The sequence below is a fragment of the Amycolatopsis sp. NPDC049252 genome (genome assembly GCF_043197175.1).
Classification (GTDB): Bacteria; Actinomycetota; Actinomycetes; order Mycobacteriales; family Pseudonocardiaceae; genus Amycolatopsis.
Window position 1 is genome coordinate 1 of record NZ_JBICSQ010000029.1, and the last position, 21433, is coordinate 21433.

The window sequence follows — 21433 nt, forward strand, 5'->3', positions numbered from 1 at the left end:
GGGGGGGGGGGGGGGGGGGGGGGGGGGGGGGGGGGGGGGGGGGGGGGGGGGGGCGCGGGGCGGGGGGGGGGGGGGGGGGGGGGGGGGGGGGGGGGGGGGGGGGCCCCCCCCCCCCGGGGGGGGGGGGGGGGGGGGGGGCCCCCCCCCCCCCCCCCCCCCCCCCGTCCCGAACCGGATACCACGCTCGAACCGCCTGCGCGGTTGGCCTGCCGCCCGTTTCGCTGGGACCACACACCGGCGTCCGCCGCCACCGGCCCCAACCTCAAGGTCACCGCGACCGTGCAGCCGGGCCGATGGCTGCCGGGGGACGCCATCCCGGCCGAGCTGACGGTCGCCAACACCGGGGACACGACCGCGGACCACGTTTCGGGAAGCGCCGGCCGGGAGTCCGGTGCCTACTTCCTGATCTCAGACGGGTGGGGCGACCTGCAGTCGGCGGACGGCGCGTCGTTCGCACCGGGGGAGAGCCGGACCTACCACCTGCACGGGAGCGTCCACACCCTCGACGAGGGCGATCCGGTGGTGGACTTCAGCGCGTACGTCGAGAACGCGACCCTGGCCACCGTGCCCTCCTCCCGAAGAGCACCACCGACCGCGTAGCCGGGCACCTCTGCGGCGACCGCGACGGGAAGCCGTCGCCCGGCGAGGACATCGCCGGCGCCGAGGCCCACCTGATCGGCATCGGCATGTCCCACGACCTGATCGTGACGACCGACGCGGCCGGCCGGTTCGCCTTCGACGGGGTCCCTGTCACCTCGAGTGCCTCCGTGCACTTCGAGAAGTTGCCCGACGGCTGGGTGGTCCCCTACCTCCCGTCGCTGCGACCCGGGCGGCTTCAGCCAGGAGCTGGAGATCCCGCACGAGCAGTGGGACGCCTTCGACCCCTGGCACCCGGCGGGCACCCCGGCCCCCGGCGAGCGGCCCGTCCTCATGGTCTCCGGGAAGGTGCCGGAGCGGGCGAGCTACTTCGGCCGGACCGGGCTCGGCTGCCACGTCTACGGCGACCAGGGCGACTCCGGGCCGTACACGTTCGCCGGAGCCAGGGTGCCCGGCAAGAAGGCCGATGCGAAGGGCCAGGTGTGGGTCGACAAGAACCACAACGGGCAGCTCGACGCCGGCGAGGGCCCTGGCGAAGACGAAGGTCGCGCCGACGCGGACCGACGCCAACGGGCTCGCTACCTTCAGCCAGGTCGACGTCGGGGAGTACGGCTTCGGCTTCCCCGATCCGGTGACCGGCGGGAACTCCGGCCCGTCGCGGCCCGTTGATCGGGTAGCGCACAGTAACCTGGTGGGCGAAAACCGACCGACGACTCCTACGACGAGGGTTCAGTGACCACCGATCCGGCGGCCGAGCACGCATCTCTGAGCGAGGCGGCCGACGAGCTCGCCGTCGCCGGGCAGCTCCCGCGCTTCCTGCTGATGTACAAGTTCGCCATCGAAGAGCTGATGACGAAGCTGCGGATCCTCAGCGAGGAGTTCGACTTCGTCCACCGGCACGACCCGATCGAGCACATCACGAGCCGGGTGAAGCGGCCGGAGGCGATCAAGGAAAAGGTGCACCGCCGCGGCCTCGGCAGCGACTGGGTGTCGGCCGCCCGCGAGCTCGACGACATCGCCGGCATCCGCGTGGTCTGCCCGTTCGTCGACGACGTCTTCGCGGTGGCCCGCATGCTCACCGCCCAGGACGACGTCGAACTGCTGCGCACCAAGGACTACATCGCCCGCCCCAAGGCCAACGGCTACCGCAGCCTGCACCTGATCGTGCGCATCCCGGTGTTCCTGTCCGACCGGGTGGAGAAGGTCAAGGTGGAGGTCCAGCTCCGCACCATCGCGATGGACTTCTGGGCGGCGGTGGAGCACAAGCTGTCGTACAAGTACCGCGACAGCGTCCCGCCGGACTTCGCGGGCGAACTCTCGGCGGCCGCGGCCACCGCGGCCGACCTGGACGCCCGGATGGCCGCGTTGCACGAACGGATCCGCTAGGCGTTACCCGGGTTTGGTTTCCGCCTTGGGGGCGAACAACGGCCCGGCGGCCCGCCCGGTGACGAAGATCGCCACGACGGACACCGCTCGGCCCCGAGCGACACCCCGGCCTCGACGGGCGCGCCGTGCCCGACCCGAACCACGCCCACTCGAGTTTCCGGCGGTGCCGGTTTTCCACGGTCTCGGCCTCGTAGCGCTGCTGAAGCCGCAGTTCGACGAGCCCCAGGACGCGGTCCGCGGTGTCGGGGTGGTCCTTGTAGAGGTCGCGGACGTGATCGAGGACCTGCGTGCCGAGCCATTCGTCGGCGAGGGAGGGGGGCCTGCTCGGTCATGTCCGGTCCCCGCTTTCGCGAGTCATGGTCAGCACATCGTCGAGTTCGCGCAGCACATCCCGCCCGGCCCCGGTGACGTCTGGACGGCCGCGATCGTCCGGTCCCCGGGCCGCACCTCGGGCGGCGCCGGTGTCGTCAGGCCGAGGAAATGACGCAGTCCGCGCCGGGGGGTGGGGGATTCCGGTGCGGAGGGGTGGGCTCGCAGTGCGGCTTCGAGATCCGCCCGGGGGTGGGCTTCCCGGTGTCCCCGGAGCTTCCGGAGCACGCGCTCGCGGGTTGGGCCCACCGAGCCGATCGGTATCCGGAGCGCCTCGGCGATCGCGTGGTGGTCGTCGTCGGTCTCGAGCAACACCTCCAGGAACCGCTGCTCCTGGTCCGACAACCTTGATCTGTCGCCGATGCTGAGCAAGCGGCGATCACGGTCCGGTACGTAGCCCAGCGCCAAGGCCGAGTCGGCGAGGTGCTTCCGCTGTACCTCGCGGGCCACCGCGCGGACGAGCCAGTCCAGTATCGCTTCCGGGCTGTCGAAACCATCGATGCGCCGGGCGAGTTCGTCGGCGATCGCCCGGACGACCCGGTTCTGCTCGGCCCCCGCGAAACCGGCGGCTTCGGCCATGGTCCGGAGCTCGGGCTGGACGGCGGTGCGAATGCGCCGCAAGGCCGTGGCACTTCCGGCGCGCGCCGCGGGTCCCAGTCCACCGCCCGTCCGCCACCGGACAAGCGGCCGGACCGGTGGTTACTCCCGCGAGCGCGAGCCCACCGGGGCCAGCACCACGCCCAGCGCGATCAGCTCCGTCAACGCCATCCCGCGTTCCACCAGCCCCAGCGGGATCAGCGTCCACCAGCGGCCGCCGTCGACGGCCGCGACCACCACCGCGCCCAGGATCACCGCGAACCAGCCCAGTGACGCGATCGCCAGCACCCTCGCGAGCCATCGCCGGCCCGGGGAGCCCGGGAACGCCGTGTGCGCGATGATCAGCACCGCCAGCGGCAGCGCGACGAACGCCACCACGCTCGCCCCGCGGTGCAGCGTGCCGCCGAAGTCGGAGCGGGAGACCGTCGCCCAGTCCGGTTTCGGGAACGCCACGATCACCAGCAGGCCGATCGTCCACAGTGCACCCAGGATCGCCGCGGCCACGGGCAGCCGGCGCTGGCTGCCCAGCACCGCGAGGCCGGCGGCCGAGCCGAACGCCACCAGGACGACCGCGATGTCGAACATCCACTTGTGGTCGGAAAGGCCGTACTCGCTGATCGTGCGGCGGGTCGCGCTGATCTCGTCGGTCGGCGGAATGACCTGCAGCAACAGCACCAGGGCGGCGCCGACTGCGAGCGCCGCGATGCCCGCCAGCGAGACCGCGGCGGACGTCCGTCGCGCAGGGACCGTGACCATGAACCGACAGTAGCCGACCGGTGGTTGAACTCCCGGTGAAATGTCCTTTTGGGCACCCGACGGTGTGAAGAACCGGTGAACCAGTACGACTTACGGCGGTTACCCCGGCCCGTTTTCGTCCATTACGGTCACTCGCTACCGGTACGTCCGTGCTGCCGGCCTCGGTCAAGGAGGGCTATGCCTGTGGGGAATTCACCAAGACGGCTGGTGCTGCTGGCGTCGTCGGTCGCACTGGCCGCGACGTTCGTCGCGCTGCCGACCGGCACCGCCGGCGCGGCGCAGAACATCCTGCGTGCCGACAAGTCGGTGGCGCGCTCCTGCTTCGCGAAACTGCAGCCCAAGGGGACCTCGGGCACCGACCGCCGGGACGTCACGTCCACTGTGGACGGTCTGGTGCAGGCCCGGCTGAAGGCCACGTCGGGCAACGAGGGCGACTGGGACATCGCCGTGTTCGACAAGGCGACCGGCGCCGTCGTCGCCGCCTCCGCGGCGTTGCGCACCCACGAACTCGCCGAAAGCTTCGTGAAGAAGGGGCAGGAACTCGTCGTCCAGGGCTGCCGCTACGGCGGCTCGGCCGGCCAGGCCCAGCTCGGCGTCGACTTCCTGGCGCTGACGCCGCAGGGCACGCCGACCACCGCGCAGAAGGCGCAGCTGGTCCGCGTCCAGACCCCGACCCGCGCCGACAAGACCAAGCTCACCGGCCTCGGCCTCGACGTCACCGAGAAGGGTGACGCGACCGGCGTCGAGGTCGTGCTCGCCGATGACGCCGACCGTCAGACGCTCAAGAGCAGCGGCCTCAAGTCGACCGTGGTCCAGGCCGACCTCTCGGCCAAGTCGGTCGCCGACGCGAAGGCCGACCGCGCGTACGCGGCCAAGACGCCCAAGTCGGTGCTGCCCTCGGGCCGGACCAGCTACCGCCACCTCTACGACTACGAGTACGAGATCAAGGAGCTGGCCCGCGCCAACCCGAACCTGGTGTCGGCGTTCACCATGCCGGAGTCGACCTGGGAAGGCCGCGACGTCATGGGGCTGGAGATCGCCACCGACGTCAAGAACGTCACCGACGGCAAGCCGGTCGACTTCACCATGGGCGTGCACCACGCCCGGGAGTGGCCCGCCGGTGAAACCGTCATGGAGTGGGCGTACGAGCTGGTCAACGGCTACGCGCACGACAACCAGATCCGCAGCATGGTCGGCAAGACGCGCAACGTCATCGTGCCGATCGTCAACCCGGACGGCTTCGACATCTCCCGCGAGGCCGAGCCGAAGGGCGACTTCTCCCGCTTCGACTACGAGATGAAGCGCAAGAACTGCAACGTCAACGACTCGCCGCCGCAGTACGCCACCGGTGTCTGCAAGGCCAACCCCGGCGGCCGTGTCCGCGGCACCGACCCGAACCGCAACTACGCCGGGTTCTGGGGCGGCAACGGGGCCGAGGTGAACTGGAGCGGGGACACCTTCCGCGGCTCGGCGCCGTTCTCCGAGCCGGAGTCGCGCAACATTCGCTCGATCGTGTCCTCCCGCCAGGTGACCAACCTGATCACCTTCCACACCAACGCGGCGCTGGTGCTGCGCCCGCCGGGCGTGGCCGACGTCCGGCCGCCGCTGGAGGAGCCGCAGTACAAGGCGCTGGGTGACAAGCTGGCGTCGCGCAACGGCTACACCAGCGAGCCGAGCTGGGCGCTCTACGACACGACCGGCACCACCGAGGACTGGTCGTACTGGGCCACCGCCGGCTGGGGCTTCACCATCGAGGTCGGCGGCGCCGGCTTCCACGAGGCCTACGAGACCGCCGTCGTCGCCGAGTACGCCGGCCTGGCGCCGACGACCGGCGCGGGCAAGGGCGGCAACCGGGGCGCGCTGCTGGACATGCTGGCCAACACCGCCGACCCGCAGCAGCACTCGACGCTGATCGGCTCGGCGCCCAAGGGTTACCAGCTCAAGCTGCACAAGACGTTCCAGACGCCGACGTCGCCGGTGATCCAGCCCGACGGCTCCACGAAGCCGCCGATCTACGTGACCGACGACCTGAACTCGAAGCTGACCACCACCGGCGGGCGGTTCGCGTGGTCGGTCAACCCGTCGACGCGTCCCTACGTCGCCGGCCGCTACGGGCGCGACCCGCAGGGCCCGGCGCAGCAGGGTTACGCGGTGACGAACCCCGCCGGGGTGCCGCCGATCAACCAGAACTACCCGGCCGACCCGTCGGGTGACTCGTTCACCTTCCACGTCGACGGCCTGCCGAAGGTCGACAACGGGAAGTTCAGCGTCAACATCAACTGGGCGAGCACCTCGACCGACTGGGACCTGTTCATCTACGACTCGGCGGGCAACCTGGTCAGCTCGTCGGCGAACGGCGGCACGACGTCCGAGCACGCCGTGCTGTTCGACCCGCCGGCCGGTGACTACAAGGCCGTGGTGGTCAACTACGACCAGGCCGACCCGAACGCCGTCGACGACTGGACCGGGGACGTCTCGTTCTCGTCGCCGATCCCGCCGACCTACGGGACGAAGGAGGCCTACCAGCTGACCTGCACGTCGCCGAAGGGCAACCTCGTCGGCGTGGCGGACGTGTACGCCGACCGCGGCCAGACGGTCGACGTCGGTGAGGTCTGCACCCGGTCCGCGCACGCGCAGAAGCAGCGCGCGTCGGGCGGCGCCCGGTAGTTCCCGAAGTCCGTGAAGGCCTCCTTACCGGCTCTTATGGTCGGTAAGGAGGCCTTCACGGCGTTGCGGCCAGTGCGAGGCCCAAGGCGACGAGGATCGTGCCCACGACGCGGTTGAGGGCCGGTTTCGCGTGTTCGTACCAGCGCTGGGTGGCCGGGGCGGAGAACAGCAGCGCCACGCTCAGGTGCCAGGCGGTGGATACCACGACGATCAGCGCGACCGCCGCGACCTTGATTTCCACCGGTTCGCCCGGCGGGAGGGCCGCCGTCAGGACGCTGCCGAAGAACGCCGCGGCCTTCGGGTTGGTCAGGTTGCTGACGACGCCTTGGCGGAACGCGCTCCCGTGCGCCTCGGGCGGCGCGGATTCCGGGGCGCGAGCACGCAGCCACAGCCGGATCCCGAGCCAGGCGAGGTAAGCGCCGCAGACGACGCGCAGGGCCGTGGCCAGCCACGGCGTGTGGGCCAGGAGCGTGCCGAGCCCGAAGACGGCGACCGCGGCCAGCAGCCCGCCCGCGGCGACGACGCCGAGCGCGACCGCCAGCGCGGTGCGCCGGGTGCCCGCCGCCGCGGTGTGCGCGATGAGGACGAAGTTGGGGCCGGGGGAGACGGCCGCCGGAAGGTAGGCCAGCAGCACCGTGCCGAGGGCGGCGCCGGCGCTCACGCCGCCCGGCCGCCCCCGCCGACGACCTGGTCGCGCACGGACCGCAGGGCGTCGTGGTCCACAGTGGACGGTTCGGCGGCGAGCCACTCGCCGATCTCGTACAGGAACGTCTCGGGCGTCATCGGCGGGGCCACTTCGTCGTCCGGGTCCGCGGTGGTCAGCTCGCCGCTGCGGCTGGGGTAGACGATCATCGCGCCACGCAGCGCGACACCGGGCAGCAGGTCGCGGTAGGCGGCGAGGCTCTCCGCGAGCCGGCTGCCGCCGCCGCGGAACGGCCGCCCGTTGCGCAGCAGCCTGCCGTCCTCGGCGGTCTCGTAGTGCCCGGGCAGCCAGAGCTTCGATTCGATGAGCACCAGGCGCTTCCCGCACAGCACGGCGTGGTCGACGTCGGCGAACACCGAGCCGGGCCAGGCGAGCCCGTGGAAGATCCGCGCGCCGGGCAGCCGGGTCAGGTAGCGCTCCAGCAGCTCGGCGGTGAGCCGCTCGGCCAGCTCGTCACGCTCGGTGCCGGGCGCGCCGAACACGGTGCGGCCGCCGAACTCCTCGGCGAAGGCGTCCCGGGCGCGGGACGCGCGCAGGTAGCCGCGGGCCAGCCGCTGCACCAGCAGCGCGGTGCCGGCGGTCAGCACCAGCCACGCGACCAGCACGGGCGGCGAGAACTCCACGCCACTGACCAGGGGCAGCAGCACCAGCACCATGCCGCCCACCGCGGCGACGACCGGGGTGTGCCCCGGCCCGCGGCGGCGGCCGTGCCGCATCCGGGTGTCCTCGCCCGCGAAGTGCCACCAGTCCAGGTCTTCGGCGTCCAGGTCGGGCAGATCCGGGACGAAGCCGGGCTCGTCGCCGAAGCGCCGCCGCGGCCGTGGCCGCACCGGGACCGGCACGACGGTGGCACCCCGCGAGCCGCGGGCGTCGTAGCGGTCGCGGCTGACCGGGTCGCTCAGGACGTCGTAGGCCTCGCGGAGCAGCCGGAACGTGCCGACCGTGCCGCCGGCGTCCGGGTGCAGGGACTTGGCGAGCCTGCGGTAGGCCGTCTTGACGTCGGCCGCCGTGGCGTCGCGGTGGACGCCGAGCACCTCGTAGTAGTCGACCTCGGGCACGCTGGCGTTCACCTCCGGATGGCTGCGCGAAGACTTTATGGGGTCGGGTCGCGGGGTCGGTCACCGCCTCCGCGGCGCGCCTGGGTGATGGTCCCGCGGGCCTGGTCAGGGCGGTGTCCGGAGTTCTACCGCTCACCGTGTGCGCGGTCACCGGCGGGCTTTGCCGGGGCGCCGGGGTGCGTGACGTGGCCCCGTCCGGGGCGGGCGTCACGTTTCCGGTGCTCCATTAGTGTCCACTGAGGACTGTTTGTCGCTCGAAAGTGGTGTAACGACCGGGTTTTGCCGGAGTGTGCTGACTTTGCGTAGCCGGAATCCACCCGGATGGGCGCGAACAGGTGTTCGATTATTCGGGTATTGTCGAGGCGTGTCCCCGGTTCCCCACGAACGTGACGGGCTCACCGCCACCCCACCTCGGCAGCGGGCCCGTCACCCCTCCCTCAGCAGGAAGCGCTGCAGCTTGCCGCTCGCGTTGCGCGGCAGCGCGTCGACGAACCGCACCCGGCGCGGGTACTTGTACGGCGCGGCAACGGCTTTGGCGTGCTCCTGCAGGGCGTGCACGAGGTCCGGCCCCGCTTCGGCGCCCGGCCGGGGCACGACGAAGGCGGTCACGACCGAGCCGCGGTCGGGGTCGGGTGTGCCGACGACAGCGCAGTCGGCGACGTCCGGGTGCGTCAGCAGCACCTCTTCGACCTCGGGGGCGGCGATGTTGTAACCGGAGGACACGATCATGTCGTCGCTGCGGGCGACGAACCGGAAGTAGCCGTCGGCGTCGCGGACGTAGGTGTCGCCGGTCAGGTTCCAGCCGTCGCGGACGTAGTCGGCCTGCCGGGGGTCGCCGAGGTAGCGGCAGCCGGTGGGTCCCTGCACGGCGAGCAGTCCCGGCGTGCCATCGGGCACCGGTCGGCCGTCGAAGTCGAGCACGGTGGCGCGGAATCCGGGCACGGCGACACCGGTCGAGCCGGGGCGGGCGGCGTCGTCGGCGGCGGAGATGAACACGTGCAGCATCTCCGTGCTGCCGATGCCGTCGATGAGGGGCCGTCCGACGACCTCGCGGTACCGCTCGGCCACAGCGGCCGGAAGGGCCTCGCCGGCGGAGACGGCGCGCCGGACCCCGGCCAGCAGCGGGCCGTCGCCGGACCCGAGGATCGCGCGGTAGGCCGTCGGCGCGGTGAAGAGCACGGTCACCGCCTGCTCGGCGACCGTCGCGGCCAGCTCCTTCGGCGTCGCGCGTTCGAGCAGGAGCACCGCCGCGCCGGCGTGCAGCGGAAAGACGAGGAGGCCGCCGAGACCGAAGGTGAACGCGAGGGGAGGGGTGCCGCAGAACAGGTCGTCCGCGGTGGGTTTCAGGGCGTGCCGGGAGAACGTGTCGGCGATGGCGAGCAGGTCGCGGTGGAAGTGCATGGTCGCCTTCGGCGACCCGGTGGTGCCGGAGGTGAAGGCGAGCAACGCGACGTCGTCGGCGGCCGTCGGCACGTCGTCGAAGGTCGCCGGGTGCCGGGCGCAGCGATCGGCGAGTTCGGTGCCGTAGGAGACCACCGGGAGGCCGGGCGGCAGTTCGTCGAGGAGGCGCTCGTCGCAGAGGGCGACGCCGGGTTCCGCGCGCTCGACGATCTTGTCGAGCTCGCCGCGGCGCAGCATCGGCATGGTCGTGACGGCGACCGCCCCGGCCTTCAGGACGCCCAGCCAGCACGCCGCGAGCCACGGGGTGTTGGTACCGCGCAGCAGCACGCGGTTCCCGGGCACGACGCCGAGGTCGGCGGTGAGGACGTGCGCGATCCGGTTGGCGCGCGCGAGCACGTCGCCGTAGCTCCACGTCTCGTGGGGCGACCGCACGCACGGCCGGTCCGGCCCGAGGCGCGCGATCGTGTGGTCGAGCAGCGCGGTGGCGGCGTTGAGGCGGTCGGGATAGCGCAGTTCCGGCAGGTCGAACACCAGCCGCGGCCACTGCGCCGCGGGCGGCAGCCGGTCGCGGCAGAACGAGTCGGTGTGAGCGCTGGGCGAAAGCGGCATCACGGCTCCTCGGGTCGGAACGACCTGCACCAGGAGAAACGTAGCACTCGTTGCGACCGTCGAGAAGACGCAATGCCGCACCCATGACGGCGGCGACAGGAAGGCGATGCCCCTGCGTTCACCAGGAACCGCACACAGTGACGGCGTCTCACGAGACCCGGCGATCACCGACGAGGGCACGCCAATACGCGACAGCTGATCACCCGGTGTACGACAGCTCCGGGCAGCGATGCTCGCGGCCGCCACCGGACCGCCCGCGGCAGCCGACCACGCACGCCGACCCGGTTGCCGGGCCGCCTGCTGTAGCCAGTCACGCACGTCGAGGTGGCTGCGGCTGCCCGTGGCAGCGGTCGCGTTCGTCAGGGCTACGGCCAGGCCGCCGCTGCAGTCGGTCACGTACACCGAGGCGGCTGCCGGCCCGCCAGGCTGCCCTTGGCCGAACACCGCGGCGCCACTTTCGAGCCGGGCGCGGGCTTGCGCCGCAACCCGCCGCCGGGATGAGCGGCGAAGCCACTCGTTCGCCCAGCGCGGCGAATCGCCGACGTCAGGCTCCCGAGTCGCGTTCCAGGTCGCGTTCCGAGGCGCGGAAGAAGGCCGCCGGGTCGTCCATCAGGTTTTCCAGCACTCCGTCGCGGACCCTGGCCGAGAGGACGGCGCTGCCGACCGCCCACACCGCGATCACCAGCACCACGGCCGGCGCCGACAGGACGTGGCGCAGCAGCGCGAGGTTCACCGTGGCGGCCAGCGCCGCGATCTGGAGCACGTTCACGTACCACTTGCGCGGCTGCATCGAGAACACGCGCGTCCCGCTGAGGTAGGCCGTCAGGCCGGCCGTGACGAACCACGCGGCGGCGGACGGCGGGGACTCGTGCAGCGCAAGGTCCACCCCGGCCGCGATGAGCAGCAGCGAGAACGCCGGGAACAGGTGGCCGCCCGCGTACAGGAAGTAGGCCAGCGCCGGGTTTCCGCCGGAGAGGCCGAGCATGCGCTCGTAGATCTCGGCCGCCGACGTGAAGTACACCCACCACAGCGCGCCGGCGAGCACCAGGCCGCCGACCAGCGCGAGCCAGTAGCCGAGGTCGTCGGCCGGGCGGTCGAGCGCCGCGCCGCCGACCGTGATCACGAGCTCGCCGAGCAGCAGGATCATGAAGAGCCCGAAACGCTCGGACAGGTGCCCCGCGTCGACCGCCCGCCCCGGGTTGCTCGACGGGGCGAGCAGCGCGCTCATCTTCGCCGCCCGTGACGGCCGGTGCGCGTCGTGGCGGGCGCGCCGCCCGTCGGCGCCCTTGTCCAGCAGCAGGAAGCCCGCCTCCTGGATCAGCGCGAACGCCCACAGCACGAACACCCACGGCCGCGGGGTGAACGCCGAGATCGTGAACACGACCGTCGCCGCCGCGTATCCCCAGGTGATCCGGCGGACCCCGGCCTTGCCCCGGCCGGACCACCAGTGCGCCACGGCCAGGATCAGCCGGACGCCCGCCAGCGCCCCCGCGAAGCCGGCTTGGTGCCCTTCGAAGACGTGGTGCGCCTGGGTGGCCGCGATCGCGCACGGCACCGTCCCGGCGAGCACGAACAGCCGGTCGGTGGCGCGGGTGTCGTCACCGACGCGGTTGTAGAGCAGGGCGAAGCCGATCCACGTCCACCACAGCGTGGCGAACAGGCCCAGCGCGGAGGCGACGTGCGCCCAGCGCGGATCGGCGACGATCGCGTGTGTCACCTGGCTGACGGCGAAGACGAAGACGAGGTCGAAGTACAGCTCGACCCATCCGACGCGTCTGCCCTGCCCGGCGCTGTCCTGCTCCTCGGTCACAGCCGAGATTGTGCACTGCGCCTCGGATAGGGTGCGATCGGAGAGGGGGAGGGTGATGGCGAAGCCGCAGCTGCGTTCGGCGGTCTTGGCGCGGGCGTGGCAGCGGATCCCGGGCGTGGCGGTGCTCTCCTCGGCCGACGGCGGCCCGCTGACCCGCACGGTGAAGAAGATCGTCGACCCCCTGGTGATCCGCACCGCGGCCCGCCCCCGCCTGGGCCGCCCCCTCCTCGACGAGGACGCGGCGGCGGAGCTGACCGGCCTGCTCCTGGCGGACGCGCCCCGCCTGCAGGCCACGGCGGAGTGGTTCACCCACCTGAAGCGGCAACGCCGGACGCTGCGCATCACCGCGGGCAACGTCCAGGACGTGTGCTTCCCGCTGGCGTACGAGCTGGCAACGGGCTTCGGCACCCCCGGCCCGGAAGCCCAGGAGACGGCGGCCGCGGCCCTGCGCGACCTGCACGGCGAAGGCGGCGGAGCAGGCGTAGACGAGCTGGCCGGCTACCTGGCGGACCCCCGCGTGGCGGCCGACCTGACCGAGACGCTGCACCGCCGCTGGCAAGCAGTGCCTATCCCTGAGGGAGGCCACGGCGTCCCGCAGCTCGCCGCCTTCGTCGACACCCTCACCGACTCCGCCTGGCGCTCGCTCGCGCAGTCCGCGGCCGGGCACGCGCTCGGCCTGGCCCTCCGGCAGCCCGGGGGAGTTGCCGCGCTCGAGCGGGCCGTCCGGGAGATCTCCGGGCTCGCCACCCCTGATCTCGGGCTGCAGCGCGGCGACCACACCGCCGTCCCGCCGCTGAGCCGGCGCGACGAAACCGGCACCGAGCTGCTCGAACGCAGTGTCGAACGGCGCGTCCGCGCCACCCTCAAACGCACCCCCGCCGACGAACGGCCGCCGGTCGCCGAGCTGGTCGACGACGAGATCGGCCGGGTCGCCGCCGGGTTCGGGCTCGGCCTGCCCGCCCTCGCCGGCTGCTTCGCGCTCGGGGTCGTCCTCGCGCCCGCGCTCCGGCCGCTCGACGGCGCCGCGCCCGCGGGCGTCCCCGAGTTCGCGCGGCGGCTCAACGCGCAGGTCGCGCGCGAGGGCTACGTCCTGCACGCTCGCCGCGCCCTGGCCGGCGGCACCCCGCTCACCCCGCGGCCCGACCCGGACCTCGTCCGCGAGCTGCGCGAGTTCGCCAGGCAGTTCCTCGGCCGTCTCTGGATCCGGCTGCACGGGTTCGACGTCCGCGGCGACGTCCCGGCCGACGCCGCCGACGTCCGGGACCTCGTCACCGGGGTCGTCCGCTCGACGTCGCTCGACCTGCGGACCAAGGTGCGCCGCGCGCTGGTAGCCCGGCTGCCGGAGCTGGAGGCCGCGTCGTGACGCACCCGGTGCACACGCCCGTCGTCGCCGCGGACGGTGGTCTCGTCCGCTTCGCCCTCGCCGATCTCCTCGGCGGCTCGGCGACGGCGATGCGGATCGAACTCACCGACGCCGGGGCCGCCGAACCGTGGCTGACCCGGCTCGTCGGTGCCGAGACCAGCGTGACCGCCCTCGAACAGGGCCACGTCGACGTCCCGGCCCGCCCGGAGCTCGCCACCCTCGCGTTGCTGCTCTGGGTGCGCCACTGGTGGCCCGCGAGCCCGTCGCTCGGCATCCCGTCGCTGGATCCGGCGCTCCTGGACCTCGAAACCGCCGTCGCGACGGCCGCCGTCGAGGACGTCGCCGAAGGGCTGCTCGACGACTTCGAAGCCACCCCGGCCGAACTCTTCGACGCGGCGATCGCGGGCGGCGCCCTGGCCGGGCCGGCCAAGGAGGTCCAGGCACTCTGCACCCGGCTGTCGACCTGGTTCGACGCCCAGGACGACGTCGTGCGCGCCGAAACCGCCGCCGCGGTGCGCAGCACGCCCGGCCAGCGCGACTACGCGCTGGCCGCGGGCGGCGGTCCCGCCGCGCACGGCGAGGGCGTGCTGGCCGAGGGCCGCGCGAGTGTCGACTGGGCCCGCGTGCCCCCGGGGGTGCTCGACGCCGCCGAGGGCACCGTGACCTGGCGGATCGTCGCCACCGCGGCCGCCGCCCGGCTCGAAGTGACGGTCGCGGGGGCGTTCGCGGACGCCGTGCTCGGCGCGGTCGCGACCCACGACGGCGAGCCGTTCGCGGAGGTCCCGCTGCACCTCGGTGCCGGGCGGTTCGCCGGGAGCGTAGACCTCGACGCGGCCGCCGCCCGGCTCGTCGCGGGCCCGTCCATCCACATCGGACTCGTCGTCGGGGTGGCGGCGGAGGGCGTCACCGGGACCACGCCGGAGGACCGGGCGGCCGTCGTCGCGCTCGTGCGGGCGCGCGAGGCACTGCCGCTCCCGGCGCGCACGCTGGCCGAACGCGCGGCGGCCGGGAACGCCGCCGAGGAGTTCTGACGTGCTCGCCGGCTTCCCGCCGCCACTCGTCCCGCCGGATCGGCCGCTGCCGCCGGAGCTGGCCGGGTCGAGCTCACACGGGTACAACTGCCGTTGTGTCGCAACGCATTTCGGCCTGGATCCGGCGCCCTACGGAGAGCTGCCCGCGTGCTCGCTGACCGAAGTCGAGTACCACGAGCAGCTCGTCGAGGCCGTCGACGTCCAGAGTGCGGCCAAGCGGCTCGCCGCCGAGCGGGACGTCGCAGGCGCGCAGCGGATGTACACCCGGTTGCGGCAGCTCGCGCACCGGCTCGACCGGACCGACCTCGAACTCGCCGCCGTCAGCGACCTGGCCACCGTCTGCTACTCCGCCGGGGACCTGCGCGGTGCGCGGCAGTGCGCCGAGGCCGTGCTGAAGGTCTTCGCCGTGATCACCGTCGCCATCGTCCACTTCGGACAGTACGCCGAGCTGCGGATGAGCGAGGGGTCGCGTGAGGTGGCCGAACGCGTGCTGATCTCACTGTCCACTGAGGAGGGTGAGCTCCCGCGGGCGCGCGAGCTGATCGCGGACCAGCGCCGCCGGGCGGCGTTCCGGAAAGCGGCCGAGCCGGAGCAGTTCCCGCGCGAGCAGCTCGACCCGCACGGCGCCGACGAGCTGGAACTGCGGATCCTCGAGGTGCGGGTGCAGGTCGCGGCGGGCGATCCGGCCGGCGCGCGGGCCGCGCTGGACGAGATTTTGGCCGCGCTGGCCGCGATCGCGGACGTCGACGAGGTCCGCGAGCAGGTCGTGTCGCTGCAGGCGATGGCGCGCGCCGAACGCGCCCGCGTCCGGCAGGCGGGCGGCGAGGAGGCGGACGCTTCGGCGGACCTGCTGCGTCTGAGCGCCCGGCACGGCGGCCCGACGGCGGCGAAGTTCGACGTCCAGCTGGCGGAAACCCGGGCCCTGAGCGGGGATTTCCCGGGCGCGATCGCGGCGATCGTCACGGCCCGCGACGAGCTCGCGGCGGCGGGCCTGACCGGCGACGTGGCCGAGGCGAGCCATGCGCTGGGCTCGCTCCTGCTGCTCGCGGGCGAGGTCGCGCAGGCGAGGGAGCAGTTCGAGCACGCGGGCAACCTGTGGGCGGCCCACGGCGACACCTCGGGCACCCGCCGGTTGGACCTGGCCCTGGCCCGCTGCGCGGCCGCCGAGGGCGACTGGCCGGCGGCGAAGAAGCACGCGGCGCGAGCCCAGGAGTCGGCGCGGGCCTCGGGGGAGTGGCTGGAGGCCCTGCGAGCGGACTTCGTGACGGCGACGATCGAGTACCACCGCGACCCGCGGGCGGCCCTGGAGCTGCTGCTGCCGGTGGCGTTGGCGGCGCAGGAGTACCGCTTCGAGTTCGCCTCACCTCAGGCGAGAACGGCCTGGGCGAGCGGAGTCGCGGCCCCGGCGACAGAGCTGCTGATGGTCCTGCTGACCCAGCTGGGCGAGACCCGGCTGACGGCGGAGCTGATCGAGCGCACCTGCGCGGTCGGCGCCTACACGGAGGACCGCACCCTGGACCTGACCGGCACTCTGCCGACACTGGAACCGGTTGCCGAGGCCGCTGATTCGGCGCGACCTGAGGCGGTTGCCGGAGTCGGCAGGGCGGAGCGGTCTGACTCGGTTGCTGCCGCGCGTGGTTGGGAGGTGCCTGAGCCGGTTGCTGGTTCGGTGCGGCTCGGGCAGGTTTCTGCCGGGCAGGGGTCGGAGCCGGTTGCTGTGGAGGGCAGTCCGTCGTCGGTGGTGGGGGGTGATGGCTCCGGGCGGCTCGGGCAGGTTGCTGCTGAGGAGGGCTCGGAGGCGGCGAAGTCGATTGCTGTGGGAAGCAGTGCGTGGCCGGTTGCCGGGGGTGATGGTTCCGGGGGGCTCGAGTCCGTTGCCGCCGGGCAGGGTTCGGAGGTGGCAGAGCCGGTTGCTGCGGCGAGCAGCCCGGAGTGGGGCGCCGCCTCGCGTGGTTCGGGGCGGACCGAGGCAGCGGAGCCGGTTCCTGCGTTCGGAAGTTCGGTGCAACCCAAGCCCCGCGCAGCCCAGAGTGCTTCGGCGCACGGCCAACCGCTTCCCCTTGCCGCGCTCGGCACCGTCACCTCCGCCCTTCCCCTCCGGCTCGCCCCGCCACCCGAGCTGCGGTGGTCTCCCAGCCACCCCCTGGAACTGGACCGCTGGCTGGACCTCGCCGCCGAGCGGTACCACCTGCGACGTCCCGGCGGTGAGACCGTGGCCACGTGGCCCACCGCCACGGCCGGGCGGGGGACCTTCGTCCTGCGGTTCGCCGATGCCGGGCCCACCTACCTCAGCTGGCGGACCACCGAGGACCTCGACACCGTCCACCCCCGCACGCTCGACGCCGAGGCCGCCCTCGCCGTCCTGGCCGCCGCTTCCCCGACGCCACACGAGGGGGAGAGCGTGGCCGACGCCGTGCGGCGGTCGCTCGGTGACGACGCCCTCGGCAGCGCCGCCGGGGAACGGAACCTCGCGCGGGTGCTCGGCCGCGCCCTGCTGCCCGCCGAGCTGGTCGGACGGCTTCGGGCCGCGGACGAACGGCCGTTGCTGCGGATCCAGCCCTCGCCGAGGCTCGCCGCCGTGCCGTGGGGGTTGCTCGCCCTGGGGGACGACGGCGACGAGCGGGTGCTCGACGTCGCCGACGTCGCATTGCTCGCGCCCGCCGGGATTCCGCGCAAAGCACCCGCCGCTGGCGGGCCGCCCGTTTACCTGCTCGATCCGCAGATTCCCGGCCAGAGCGCCTTCGGCGAGCTGGGTTCCGTGCTCGGCAAGCAGGACGCGGAGTCGCCGCTCATCAAGCATCTGGACGCCCGGCTCGCGGCCGGGCCGGTTCGGCCGTCCGCGGCCAACGGGCTCGATCTCGTGCGGCGGACCGACACCGATCGGCGGCTGCTCGCCCGGCTGCTGGCCGAGCCGTGCTCGCGGCTGGTGTTCGCCGGGCACGTCAGCCGTGTGCGGGACGAGCACGGCGCGCAGACCGCGTTGCACCTGTCCTGCGGGGCCGACCTGCCCGGGACGGCCGCGCCGATCGGGGCGCACCGGCCGTTCACCGCCGCCGATCTCGCACTGTCGCAAGTGGACGCCATGCCGGCTCGGGTGGCGCTGATCGGCTGCGCCAGCGCGGGGGAGTTCGGCCTGGCCGAGCCGTTCGGGGTGCTGCTCGCGGCGGTCGCGGCCGGGGCCGGGCTGGTCGCCGCGACCGTCTGGGCGCTGCCGACGTCGGCCGCCGCGCCCGGCGCCGACCCGATGGCCGAGCTGCTCATCGCCGTTGACACCGCCCTCGACGGCGACGATCCCGTCACCGAGCTGTGCGACTGGCAGCGAAGCCGGCTCGCCCGGTGGCGCGAACGGCCCGAACCGGCCCGCTCGCCCGTCTTCTGGGCCGCCCTGACCTGCCTCGACGCCACCGCCGACGGGCAAACCTGGGTTCGGTAGCGGCGCGGCCCGCCGAAGCTGTGTGCACACCGCACAGCGAAAGGCAGGGACCGATGTTCAAGAAGATCCGCGACAAGGTCAACGAGGCGACGCAGCAGGGCGCGGCCCGCGGCGCGCAGGAGTTCCAGCAGCACGCCGAGCAGTTCCGGCGGGCGGCCGCGGCCCAGGGGCACGACATCACCCCGCAGCTGCCGACGCCGCAGGCGGCCGCGCAGGCGTTCCGGAGCCTCGACGCCGACCCGGACATGGCCGCGTTCCTGGCGTTGCCGATGGAGGAGCAGCTGCGCCAGCAGCAGGAGCTTCAGGCCTACGGCACCGAGCTGCGGCGGCTCTACGACACGGGCGAGCCGGCCACGCTGGTCGTCCGCGCGCTGGAGCCGACCGGCCGGACCATCGCCGGGCAGGCCCAGTACACCGCGACGCTGGAAGTCACCCGCACCGGCGGCGTTCCGTACCGGACGGTGGCGCAGCTGATCGCGCCGCAGGCGACGATCCAGCAGTACGCGCCCGGCACCCGGCACGAGGCCCGCGTCGACCCCGCCGACCCGGCGAAGGTCGGCGTGTTCGGCCCGATCGCCTAGGGGGCGGGCGTGTTCGCATTCGGCTTGCCCGAAAACCCGCGGCGCTCTGGCCGCCGGCTGTGGCTGCTCGGCGTGCCCACGACGCTCGCCTGGGCGGTCGCGGGCTGGTCGGGCGCCCTCGGGCTGCTGGACACGTTCCGGCTGATGTCGCTGAACCGCGTCGACGCGTGGGGGGCCGACGCGGGCCCGGCGGTCTCCCTGGTGCTGTTCTTCAGCCTCTCGGTCACGGCAGCGTCGTCACTTGGCTTCGCCATGTTGTTGAGCGGCGGCGTCTCGCTGGGCCGGATGGGCGTCGGCTTCCGGGCCGGCTCGCTGGCCGCGTCCCTCGGCATCGCGCTGGGCAGCGGCGTCGCGATCCCGTCGTGGACGCGGCCGGAGGCGGTGGGGCAGCGGCTGCCGTTCCTCGACGGCGCGCCCGAGCCCTGGTCGGACGTCGACTGGGTCGTCTACTACGAGCCGTACCTGGTGCCGGCGGTGGCCGGGCTGGCGGCGCTGGTGATGATCGTGGTGCTGCTGCGGACGTTCCTCGCGACGGCGGAGGCGGACGACCGCGCCGGGGCGCTGGCCCGGCACGGCCGGCTGGTGACGGGGCAGGTCACGCACGTCGAGTTCACGAACATCTGGGTGATGGGCAACCCGCGGTTCACCGTCCACGTCCGCTTCCCGGCGGAGACGGGCGAGCGCACGGTGGTGACGACGATGGTCACCCCGGTGATGCGGTCGCCGGCCCGCGGGTCGAGCGTCCGGGTGCGTTACGACCCGCAGAACCCGGACGACGTCCTGGTGGAACCGGACCCGGACGACCACGCGGTTCGCTACCCGCCGTTTTTGTAACAGCTGTGCAGGTACGGACGACTTTCTTGATATCGACCGGTTGCTGACGGATACCACGGGCCGTAGCATCATCGACGCGGAATGCGACTTGACGCGGAGTGTGATCGCATGAGCACCTGGACGGATTTGTCCCCCGGTCGGCGTAACCTGGGAACCGGGGAGAGCAGTTCGAGTATTTCTCCAGGTCGCTGTGACATCGTTCCCCACGAGGGATCCCTACGCGGCGCGAAAGGGTGCTGACGCCATGAGCACAGACACTGCGGCGCGCGAGGAGACTTCGTCGTCCGGTCCCGGCGAACCGATCATCGGCCAGTCCCCGCGGCGCAAGGTCGGGAACTCCGTTTACGTTTCGGTGCCCGGCCCGGTCCCGGTGATCAGGGCCAAGCCGCACAAGAAGAAGTAGCCGTCGGTCGTCACCGCAGGTTGATGGCGTAGGTGGCCGCCCGCTGAAGGCTGACGAGCACCTGGTTCTGCCGCGCCGAGTCGAGCTTGCTGATCAGGGACAGATCCCCTTGGGGTACGTCTTCCCCGTTGGCCTGGACGACGTAGGTGGAATTCAGGGTTATCGCGCCCACGGTCAGGATATCGGCCATGTCGTGGCCGATGCGCTTTTCGCTGCCGGTCCCGGACATGAGGATCGGCGCGGCCAGAATTCCACGCCAGATCTGCGCGACCGGGGATGGTGTCAGGTTCGCGGCCTGGGGAATTCCGGTGAAAACCGCCTGCGCGGCGGCGAAGTCCGAGTCCGGATCTATCGTGATGTGGTGCCGGAGTGACCATTCTTCGCGGTGGGTGTAGACGGACGTGCCGACGAGGTTGATGGTGTACCGGTGACGGCCGTGGTCGAGATCGCGGCTGCGGAGCCAGAGAAAGAGACCGAAGTTCTCGCCCGCGTTGCCGCCGAGCACGTGATCTTCGTAGTCCTGGGAAAGCCTGTTGAGCACGTCCAGCGGGCCTCCGGGGATGCTCAGCGCGTGATGCAGCCGCGTGGTCAGGTCTTCCGCGGCTTGGCCGGCCGGGATCTCGGCCTGAGGCGCGCAGCCGACAGCCGTGTAGCAGTCGTCCAGGGCCTTGGTGAACCGTCGGCTGTAGACCAGGGAGTCTTCGGCGGGCTGTTCGTGCCGGTACCGTTCCGGCTCCACCACCGCCAGCGCGAGGTCGGAGATCGCCTGGTTCAGCTGAGAGTAGGACTTCAGGAAAATGGGCTTCAGGCCCAGTTTTTCTTCGAGGTGGCGAGCCGACTTGATGGCGTACTTCGCGGCGAGTGTCGGTGAGACTCCGCTGACGCTGGAGGGCACCACCAAGGAGAACCGGGGTGCTCCGGTGGCCGCGCTCGCGTAGAGCGGCCCTACGAGATTCGGGTCGGAAACACTCAGCCCGATGAAGATCGTGCAGGAGCCCCGCATCGCCTCGGCGAGGATCGACCGCACCTGCGCGCCGTGCTCGAGGAACTGGGATTCGGTGAGGATGATCGGTTCTTCGGGATTCTGTGCCTGCCGGACGAGGCCGTGCAGGTGCAGGACACCGACCTGGTCGGGCTCCTCGTTCCACGCGCTCCAGGCTTCCTCGCCGCCGGGCCGGATCGAGAAGGAGTTCACGTGACCCCGGGAGTAGTAGGCCTGGAGCGCCTGTTCGAGGATGATGTCGAAGTTCGTCGTGAGCAGGCGGCTGTCGGCTCGCCGGGCGTAGGTCAGCCGCGCGATCGACTTGGCCAGCGATCCCGGTGTCACGTGCAGGTCTCGCTGGTAGAGAGCGTCCCGGATGACTTCGTGGTCCTGGATGTTGTGGTTGGCCTCCTTGATGAGCTGCAGCACGATCTCGGCTTTGCGCATGGGATCGGACTTGTCCGCCGCCGCGATCCGCCGGATGTCCTTGTCGTCGATCGCTTCGGTCATCTTCTCGATCAACGACGACCACGACGGAAGGCTCGAATTCATCGACACGCCCGCGCCGACCACGATGGTGAGGGGGCAGGAGCGGTCGCGCACGGTCTGGAACAGCTCCGCGAGGTACGGCTGGGACTCGAAGGAAAACGTGTCTCCTTTGTCGAACGCGCCCGGCTCGACGATTTTGGAGATGAATTCCTCTGGCATGCATGACCTCGTGCGTTCCGCAGTGACCCCGTGGTGTCATCTTGGCACCCGTGCGTGGGCACGGTCGGGACCGGCGCCGAACTTGTTACGCCGTCCGGGAAGATCACGCTAATGGCCGCATGGGCCGTCACTCGGAGTTCGCGGG

General features: G+C 72.4%; 17 protein-coding genes. 10 read left to right on the forward strand and 7 right to left on the reverse strand.

The genetic code is table 11. The features are described from left to right. Nucleotides 1–279 precede the first annotated feature (279 nt). The 3 genes from ACGFMK_RS26660 to ACGFMK_RS26670 all read left to right on the forward strand — a co-directional run bounded on the left by ACGFMK_RS26660 (nt 280) and on the right by ACGFMK_RS26670 (nt 1983). Entirely contained in the window at nt 280–600 is a 321-nt protein-coding gene (locus ACGFMK_RS26660; RefSeq protein WP_392768472.1) for a hypothetical protein, read from the forward strand. Nucleotides 601–759: 159 nt separating this feature from the next. Further along, complete coding sequence (locus ACGFMK_RS26665) at nt 760–1266, forward strand: hypothetical protein (protein WP_392768475.1); 507 nt, start codon at nt 760–762, stop codon at nt 1264–1266. Nucleotides 1267–1329: 63 nt separating this feature from the next. Beyond that, nucleotides 1330–1983 (forward strand): GTP pyrophosphokinase family protein, encoded by a 654-nt coding sequence (locus ACGFMK_RS26670; protein ID WP_392768478.1) that lies wholly within the window; start codon nt 1330–1332, stop codon nt 1981–1983. 360 nt (nt 1984–2343) lie between these two features. On the opposite strand, the gene ACGFMK_RS26675 is transcribed toward ACGFMK_RS26670, so the two are convergent. Continuing rightward, complete coding sequence (locus tag ACGFMK_RS26675) at nt 2344–2973, reverse strand: hypothetical protein (protein WP_392768481.1); 630 nt, start codon at nt 2971–2973, stop codon at nt 2344–2346. A gap of 78 nt (nt 2974–3051) precedes the next feature. Further along, nucleotides 3052–3705 carry a DUF998 domain-containing protein gene (locus ACGFMK_RS26680; protein ID WP_392768483.1) on the reverse strand — a complete coding sequence of 218 codons (654 nt, stop codon included), beginning with the start codon at nt 3703–3705 and terminating at the stop codon, nt 3052–3054. Between the two features lie 177 nt (nt 3706–3882). Between ACGFMK_RS26680 and ACGFMK_RS26685 the strand changes: the two genes are divergently transcribed. Then, nucleotides 3883–6372, forward strand: coding sequence for a M14 family zinc carboxypeptidase (locus tag ACGFMK_RS26685; protein WP_392768486.1), 2490 nt, complete (start codon nt 3883–3885; stop codon nt 6370–6372). Between the two features lie 55 nt (nt 6373–6427). Here ACGFMK_RS26685 and ACGFMK_RS26690 read toward each other — a convergent pair whose 3' ends face one another. The 4 genes from ACGFMK_RS26690 to ACGFMK_RS26705 all read right to left on the reverse strand — a co-directional run bounded on the left by ACGFMK_RS26690 (nt 6428) and on the right by ACGFMK_RS26705 (nt 11953). Then, nucleotides 6428–7033 (reverse strand): LysE family translocator, encoded by a 606-nt coding sequence (locus ACGFMK_RS26690; RefSeq protein ID WP_392768488.1) that lies wholly within the window; start codon nt 7031–7033, stop codon nt 6428–6430. Further along, nucleotides 7030–8133 (reverse strand): DnaJ domain-containing protein, encoded by a 1104-nt coding sequence (locus tag ACGFMK_RS26695; protein WP_392768491.1) that lies wholly within the window; start codon nt 8131–8133, stop codon nt 7030–7032. The genes ACGFMK_RS26690 and ACGFMK_RS26695 overlap by 4 nt, the downstream gene beginning before the upstream one ends. A gap of 426 nt (nt 8134–8559) precedes the next feature. Beyond that, the gene (locus ACGFMK_RS26700) at nt 8560–10143 is read right to left on the reverse strand and encodes an AMP-binding protein (RefSeq protein ID WP_392768494.1); all 1584 of its coding nucleotides are present in this window, start codon (nt 10141–10143) and stop codon (nt 8560–8562) included. Nucleotides 10144–10687: 544 nt separating this feature from the next. Continuing rightward, the gene (locus ACGFMK_RS26705) at nt 10688–11953 is read right to left on the reverse strand and encodes a low temperature requirement protein A (protein ID WP_392768496.1); all 1266 of its coding nucleotides are present in this window, start codon (nt 11951–11953) and stop codon (nt 10688–10690) included. Between the two features lie 55 nt (nt 11954–12008). Between ACGFMK_RS26705 and ACGFMK_RS26710 the strand changes: the two genes are divergently transcribed. The 6 genes from ACGFMK_RS26710 (at nt 12009) to ACGFMK_RS26735 (ending at nt 19598) form a co-directional block, all read left to right on the forward strand. Further along, nucleotides 12009–13316 (forward strand): hypothetical protein, encoded by a 1308-nt coding sequence (locus tag ACGFMK_RS26710; protein ID WP_392768499.1) that lies wholly within the window; start codon nt 12009–12011, stop codon nt 13314–13316. Then, nucleotides 13313–14347, forward strand: a complete 1035-nt coding sequence (locus ACGFMK_RS26715) for a hypothetical protein (protein ID WP_392768502.1) — start codon at nt 13313–13315, stop codon at nt 14345–14347. Before ACGFMK_RS26710 ends, ACGFMK_RS26715 begins: the two co-directional genes overlap by 4 nt. A gap of 1 nt (nt 14348) precedes the next feature. Next, nucleotides 14349–17780, forward strand: coding sequence for a hypothetical protein (locus ACGFMK_RS26720; protein WP_392768504.1), 3432 nt, complete (start codon nt 14349–14351; stop codon nt 17778–17780). A gap of 53 nt (nt 17781–17833) precedes the next feature. Next, nucleotides 17834–18361, forward strand: a complete 528-nt coding sequence (locus ACGFMK_RS26725; protein WP_392768507.1) for a hypothetical protein — start codon at nt 17834–17836, stop codon at nt 18359–18361. Nucleotides 18362–18370: 9 nt separating this feature from the next. Then, nucleotides 18371–19195: a DUF3592 domain-containing protein gene (locus ACGFMK_RS26730; protein ID WP_392768508.1), complete on the forward strand. Its 825-nt coding sequence runs from the start codon at nt 18371–18373 to the stop codon at nt 19193–19195. A gap of 244 nt (nt 19196–19439) precedes the next feature. Further along, a complete protein-coding gene (locus ACGFMK_RS26735; RefSeq protein ID WP_328457441.1) occupies nt 19440–19598 on the forward strand; it encodes a hypothetical protein in 159 nt (52 codons plus the stop codon). Nucleotides 19599–19608: 10 nt separating this feature from the next. On the opposite strand, the gene ACGFMK_RS26740 is transcribed toward ACGFMK_RS26735, so the two are convergent. Beyond that, nucleotides 19609–21288 (reverse strand): SIR2 family protein, encoded by a 1680-nt coding sequence (locus ACGFMK_RS26740; RefSeq protein WP_392768511.1) that lies wholly within the window; start codon nt 21286–21288, stop codon nt 19609–19611. Nucleotides 21289–21433 lie beyond the last annotated feature (145 nt).

Excerpts from the sequence above, each read along its gene's own strand:
- ACGFMK_RS26680 (WP_392768483.1), bottom strand. The coding sequence starts at position 3,705 with ATGGTCACGGTCCCTGCGCGACGGACGTCCGCCGCGGTCTCGCTGGCG.
- ACGFMK_RS26725 (WP_392768507.1), top strand. The coding sequence starts at position 17,834 with ATGTTCAAGAAGATCCGCGACAAGGTCAACGAGGCGACGCAGCAGGGC.
- ACGFMK_RS26710 (WP_392768499.1), top strand. The coding sequence starts at position 12,009 with ATGGCGAAGCCGCAGCTGCGTTCGGCGGTCTTGGCGCGGGCGTGGCAG.
- ACGFMK_RS26740 (WP_392768511.1), bottom strand. The coding sequence starts at position 21,288 with ATGCCAGAGGAATTCATCTCCAAAATCGTCGAGCCGGGCGCGTTCGAC.
- ACGFMK_RS26735 (WP_328457441.1), top strand. The coding sequence starts at position 19,440 with ATGAGCACAGACACTGCGGCGCGCGAGGAGACTTCGTCGTCCGGTCCC.
- ACGFMK_RS26685 (WP_392768486.1), top strand. The coding sequence starts at position 3,883 with ATGCCTGTGGGGAATTCACCAAGACGGCTGGTGCTGCTGGCGTCGTCG.
- ACGFMK_RS26700 (WP_392768494.1), bottom strand. The coding sequence starts at position 10,143 with ATGCCGCTTTCGCCCAGCGCTCACACCGACTCGTTCTGCCGCGACCGG.